Annotated in this window: 5 protein-coding genes; 2 read left to right on the top strand and 3 right to left on the bottom strand. The window is 67.0% G+C overall.

Annotation, left to right across the window (positions count from 1 at the left end):
* The coding region (locus tag AC1DJT_RS12570; protein ID WP_476834165.1) for an ABC transporter permease at positions 1-647 on the top strand (647 nt) is incomplete at its 5' end.
* Positions 648-680: 33 nt separating this feature from the next.
* Positions 681-1,559, top strand: a complete 879-nt coding sequence (locus AC1DJT_RS12565) for an ABC transporter permease (protein ID WP_476770342.1) — start codon at positions 681-683, stop codon at positions 1,557-1,559.
* A gap of 604 nt (positions 1,560-2,163) precedes the next feature.
* On the opposite strand, the gene AC1DJT_RS12560 is transcribed toward AC1DJT_RS12565, so the two are convergent.
* The 3 genes from AC1DJT_RS12560 to AC1DJT_RS12550 are packed head-to-tail and all read right to left on the bottom strand — an operon-like array spanning position 2,164 to position 6,219.
* Positions 2,164-3,747, bottom strand: a complete 1,584-nt coding sequence (locus AC1DJT_RS12560; protein WP_476770343.1) for an ABC transporter substrate-binding protein — start codon at positions 3,745-3,747, stop codon at positions 2,164-2,166.
* An 8-nt stretch (positions 3,748-3,755) separates the two neighbouring features.
* Positions 3,756-4,733: an aminotransferase class IV gene (locus tag AC1DJT_RS12555; RefSeq protein WP_476834164.1), complete on the bottom strand. Its 978-nt coding sequence runs from the start codon at positions 4,731-4,733 to the stop codon at positions 3,756-3,758.
* A complete protein-coding gene (locus AC1DJT_RS12550) occupies positions 4,726-6,219 on the bottom strand; it encodes a M81 family metallopeptidase (protein WP_476834163.1) in 1,494 nt (497 codons plus the stop codon). The genes AC1DJT_RS12555 and AC1DJT_RS12550 overlap by 8 nt, the downstream gene beginning before the upstream one ends.
* Positions 6,220-6,243 lie beyond the last annotated feature (24 nt).

The following is a 6,243-nucleotide window of genomic DNA, read 5'->3' as shown; positions in this document are numbered from 1 at the left end:
GTCCGCGCCTGTTGAACACCGCTCTCCTGGCTGCCTGGGCGATGCTTTTCGCGACGACGATCAGCCTCGTCCTCGGCTCGCTCTCCGCCATGTACTGGAGCCGGCCGATCGACAGAGGCGTGTCGCTCGTCTCGCTCATCGGCATCTGTACGCCGATCTTCGTGTCGGGGATCGTCGCGATCTATTTTTTCGGGGTCTATCTGCGCTGGCTGCCGATCGGCGGCATGACCACCTGGCGTCACTACGTCATGCCGGTGTTGACGCTTGGTTTTGCGCAAGCGGCGGGCTTCACGCGCATGGTCCGCGCCTGCATGATCGATGCATTGCAGCGCGATTTCATCGTGACCGCGCGCTCCAAAGGCGTCCCCGAGCGCACGATCGTCTTCAAGCATGCACTGCGCAATGCATTGCTGCCGATCATCACCTTTTTCGGCCTTGGCCTCGGCAGCATGCTCGGCGGCGCCGCAGTCGCAGAATCGATCTTCAACTGGCCCGGCCTTGGCCGGCTCATGGTCGATTCGATCCTCACGCGCGATCTTCCACTGACCCAGGGCTGCATCTTCGTCTTCGCGATGATGTTCGTGCTGGTGAATCTGATCGTCGACCTGCTCTACCGCTGGGCGGATCCGAGGCTAGCCCATGATTGATCGGACAGCCTCGCCGCACCGGGCACGTGGCACATGAATCTGTTCAGGCACTATGCCCGCGATCGCGTCGGCCTTTTCTTCGGCGTGATCCTGGCCCTGTTCTACCTCGTCGCGATTCTCGCGCCGTGGATCGTTCCGTCCGACCCGCTGGAAACCAACCTGACGGCGGGGCTGTTGCCGCCATCCGCCAGTCATTGGTTCGGAACGGACCAGTTCGGGCGGGACACGCTGGCACGCGTGATCCTTGCGACGCGCGTGACTTTGCAGATCACGACGGCTGCGCTGCTGTTCTCGTTGCTGCTCGGCGTGCCGATCGGCATGGTCGTCGGCTATAGCGGAGGTCTCGCCGACGCGATCGTGATGCGCCTGACCGACATGATGCTGATCTTTCCGACGATCATGATCGCCATCGTGATCGTGGTCGTGGTTGGTCCGTCGGAAAGGGGCGTGGTGATCGCGCTTGGACTGTCGCAGCTCCCGAACTTCATCCGCATCGCGCGCAGCGCCGCTCTCTCTGTCCGACAGGAACTCTATATCGAGGCGGCGATCGCCGCTGGCGCAAGCTGGTCCGACATCCTGGTTCGACACGTGCTGCACAACATTTCCGCTCCGGTGATCGTCAAGGCGACCATCACGCTCCCCGGATTCGTGATCGGCGCGTCMTCGCTTAGCTATCTCGGCCTCGGCGTGCAGCCGCCGATGCCGGAATGGGGGCAGATGCTGAACGAGGCGAAGGGCTTCCTCACCCGCGCACCCTATCTGATTATCGGTCCCGCGGTCGCGCTATCCCTCTTCGTGCTCGCTGCGAACCTTGTCGGCGACAGCCTCAACGAGGCGCTTGATCCGAAGCTGCGCAGCCGCCGCCTTCTGCCGCTGGCGATGCTGCGCCGACGCCAGGGGCAGAAGCCATGACCGCGCTTCTCGAGGCAAGGATTTGCGCGTCCAATTCGTGACGCCGTCAGTTCCACCCGCTGAATTCCAGTCATCAAGAGAGCAGTCGTCGCGTTCTGCGTCGCCCTCCCTGTCGTCAGAGCCGCTCGTCGAAATTTCTTCGGCTAGGAGCATATCCTTCGAGAGCAGGCCCGCATCCTCGAGCCCTTCCAGGTCGGGCAGGTCGCGCAGTCTGGCAAGACCGAACACCGGGCGGCCGCTGCCTGCAGCGCTGAGGCATCCTGCGACAACCTGCCAGCACTCTCCTCATCGATTCCAGGCACGCCGGCCTTACCCAATTGCAGACATTCCGAAGGTAGAGGCTGGGCCACTTTTGCCCATCGGCCGGCGCGCCAACCGGGCAGCCCGAAAGCAGACTCCCTGGATGTCGGGAAAGGGCAAACTCCGACCACCCGACGCCGATCTCCATGGGTCTCAAATGGGTTGGGACTGCGCGTCGAGCAGATCCAGCCGGTGCTGGCGCCGAGCGGACAGGGTGAAGCGCGGCCTGACCAGCCCCAGCCGGACCTGATGCCAAAACCCGCCGGATCGCTCCGGCGGGTTTGCTGTGGCTGCGGACCGAATGTCAGCCCCGGCGGACGTTCCAGAACAGGGGGGAGGAGGCCGTCAGGATGCCCTGCAGGTTGCGGCGATAGGCGGTTTTTGGGATGATCTGGCCGAGCGGCGCGACAGGCACGGTGGTGAGCGCGCTGCGCTGGACATCGTCCAGCAGCTTTTGCGCCTGGGCCTCGTCGGTGCTGGCCAGCCATTGCGCCGTCAGCGTCTCCATCTCCGGGCTGTCATGCCAGCCAAACCAGCCGGACGCGCCGGCCCCGCGGATATAGAGGTTTTCCGCCGGGTTGGTGACGGAGGAGCCGGGCCAGTTCGTGTGGAAAATGCTCCAGCCGCCGCGCTCCACTGGCTCCTTCGAGGTGCGCCGCTGGACGACGGTGCCCCAGTCCATCGTCTGCACGTCGACATTCAGGCCGAGCTTCTTCAGCAGATCGGCCGTGATGTCGCCGAGCGGGGCGATGAGCGGATGATCGGCGGCGTGAAGCATGACGATCTTCTCGCCCTTGTAGCCGGAGGCCGCGATCGCCGCCCTGGCCGCCTTCAGATCGGGCGGCTGCTTCATGATCTCGGCGCCGAGCTCCTTCACCCCCGGCAACCCGCAGGGGAACATCGCCTGGCAGGTGCGGAAGCTGCCGGTATCGCCGGCCATCACCGTCTGCATGTAGTCATCCTGCGTCACGGCCGAGAGAATGGCCCGCCGCAGTGCCGGATTGTTGAACGGTGCCTGCTGATGGTTGAAGCGCATCCCGAGGATCAGGCCGTAAGGGTCGAGCGTGCTGGTCGCGATCTCCTTGTTCGAGGTCAGCGTCGACATCAGGTCGGGCAGGGGGCGTTCCCACCAATCGACCTCGCCGCGCTGCAGGGCGCCGGCCGCCGTCGCCGGGTCGGTGATGACATGCCATTCGACGCGGTCGAAATTCACGCGCTTGCCGCCCGACGTCCAGTTGGCCGGCTCCTGGCGCGGCACATAGCCCTCGAATTTCTCGTAGACCATGCGCGAGCCCGGCACGAACTCGTTGGCGACGAAGCGGAACGGCCCCGATCCCACCATCTCCTTGACCGGCGCCATCGGGTCGGAACTGGCGATCCGCTCCGGCATGATGAAGGCGGCCGAGGAATGCGGCTTGCCGAGCGCGCGCAGGAATTGCGGGAAGGGCCGCTTCAGCCGCACGCGGATCGTCTTGTCATCGACCGATTGCCAGTCGTCGACGACCGCGCCGAGCGCCTGGCCAAAACTGTCGCGCATGCTCCAGCGCTTCAGGCTGGCAACGCAGTCGCGCGCCCGCACCGGCTCGCCGTCATGGAATTTCAGGCCGTCGCGCAGTTTGATCTCATAGGTCCTGCCATCGTCGGAGACCGTGGCGCCGGCCGCCATCTGCGGCTGCGGCCGCAACTGGTCGTCGACGGCAAAGAGATTGTCGAACACGCAATAGCCATGTGTGGTCGAGACCGCCGCCGTGGTCACGATCGGGTCCAGGATCGCGAGGTTGGTTTCCGGGATGAATTTCAGCGTGCGCGCCGCCGTGCCCTGGGCGATGGCGGGGCGGGCAAGCGCGGCGGCGCCGGCCGTGGCGATGAACTGACGTCTGTTGAACATGGCAGGTCCTACTCCGAGGCAGAAGGGGCGGGGACGACGTAGTCGACGGGTTCACCGAGCCAGCCATCGGCGCGGCGTTGCCAGTAGGCGGCGTGGATCCGGGCGGTGAACGGGCCCGGTCCGTTGCGGATGGCCCTGGTGCCGACCGAGGTGACCGGAAGCACGCCGCCGGCGGTCGTCGTCAGGAAGATCTCGTCGGCCTCGAGCAGCGCGGCGACCGGCACGTCGGTGGCCTCGACCGTGATGCCGAGCTCGGCGCAAAGCTCCATCACGGTGCGTCGGGTCATGCCGTCGAGCATGCCGCTGCGCGGGGTCAGCAGCGTCTCGCCCCTGCGGATGAAGATATTGAAACCCGGACCCTCCAGGACATGGCCCTGGCCGTCGGTCAGCACGACGGTCTCGGCGCCGTGGTCGAAGGCCTCCAGCAGGCCGAGCTCGAAATCGAGCCAGTGGTAGTGCTTGACCATCGGGTCGACGGAGTTCGCCGGCACGCGATGCCGGCTGCCGACATGGAGATGCAGGCCGCGCTGCTGCACCTCGGGCGTCGCGATCCAGACATAGGGGATGCAGAAGGCCTGGAAACGCTGGGTGCAGAGCCGGATGTCGCGGCTGCCGATCGGCGGCCGGCCGCGCGTCATGATGATCTGCACATAGGCGTTGTCGAAGCCGGCGGTCGCGATCAGGGCGTGGACCGCGCTGTGGATCTCCTCGCGGCTGAGCGGCGAGGTCATGCGCAGGCGCTCCAGCGAGCGCCAGAACCGATCGAGATGGTCGTCGAGGCGAAACAGCAGCCCGTCCCAGGCCGAGATCGTCTCCTGGCAGGCATCCGAGCGCAGAAAGCCCCAGTCGAGCAGCGGCAGGGTGGCTTCCGCCACCGGCACGATCCTGCCGTCGATCCAGGCCGTGCCTTCGGCGAAGCGCGGCTCGATCGGCGGGCGGTTGCGGCTGCGCGTCGGCGCCGGCCAGGAAAGCAGGGGGTCAGTCACGGCTCATCTCCATGAAAACGGGTTGCGCCTGGTCGTCGCAGGGCCAGAACGGGCGCTGCTTGACGTGCCAGTCGATGCTGGCGAGGTTGGGGTTCGTCGGGCCCGCGCCGCCGACCATGACCCAGGAGGTCCCGGCATCGAGCAGGGTGCGAAAATTCATCGGGTTCTTGAAAACCACGATCTTGCAGTCGCTTATGTCGATGCCCGCGGCCCGGTATTGCTCGTCCGCATATTCGTAGGTCGCGTGGGTCGGCACGACGATGCGGAGCCGGCCGGCCCGGAGCACCGCGGTCGGTCCCATCTGGCCGGGCGTGCCGGCGCTGATGCCGGCGGAATAGGTGAAATGGCCGTCATGCAGGCTCTCGACCACCGCCTCGACCGCAACCGGCGGATGGAAGCGCGGGTCGAGCGCGGAGCCGATCGCGGGGCGGATCGGCTGGCCGACGCCGAGCGCGAAGGCCTTTGCCGCCGCAGCGGGATCGACGACCAGCACGGCCGCCTCCACATCGAGCCCGGCGCGCAGCAGGGCCGCCAGCACGGCCGGCGCATCGCCGGGCGCGCCGCCGCCGACGCAGTCGGGCGCATCCGAGATCAGCACCCGCTCGGGACGGGCGACGGCCTCAGCGACGGCCTCGTCGGGAGACAGGCAGGGGATCTCGAAGGCGCGGCGACGGTCCCACATCGCCTGCACGATCTCGCCGGCCACCGCGGTGGCAGCTGCCGGGTCGGCATCGGTCACGGCGACGCCTGCGATCCCGAGACCGTCGATATCGAGCCAGGGCTGGACCGGAAAATAGCTCGCAGCGAGCGCGCGCCCGTCCGCCTCGATCCGGCGCGCCAGCTGGCGCAGCTCCGCCATCGGCGCATCGCCATGGGTCGAGCCGCCGGCGACGGGCAGGAGCGCGTCGATGCGCCGGAGCCGGGTCACGGGCCGGATGCGGCCATGCAGCGCGCCCGCCAGCAGTTCGGCCGCGCGCCGCCCGGTGCCATGGGCATCGACATGGGGATAGGTTTCGTAGCCGACGAGGATATCGGCATTCCCGGCCATGCGCGGCGTGACATGGGCGTGCAGGTCGAGGCTCACGGCAATCTTGATGCCGGGGCCGAGCGCCGCGCGCAGCGCCGCGAGCAGGGCGCCCTCGGGATCGGTCTCGCCCTCGCAGATCATCGCCCCGTGCAGGGCGAGGAAAACGCCGTCCACCGGCTCTCTCAGGATGCCGGCGACGATGGCCTCGAAGGTCTCGCGGTAGAAGGCGCCCTCGACGACGCCGCCGGAACCGCCATGGGCGACGAGCACKGGAACGATCTCCAGCCCCTCCTTGCGCAGCGCCTCGAGCGCGCCGGTGACGGCAAGGTCGCGTCCCTCGATCGCAGGCAGTACGGCCTCGCCTTCGACAAGGACCTTTCGGGCGAAGCTGTCGCGCCCGTTGATCTGCTGGGAGAGCGTGTTGCCCTCGAATTCAAAGCTGGCCAGTGCAACGCGCATGAATGTCCTTCCCCTTTATTGTTG

This window comes from Allobosea sp. 05T422_2, assembly GCF_056396265.1.
Note: the sequence above shows the minus strand (reverse complement) of the source record. Positions and strands in the feature narration are given on the sequence as shown.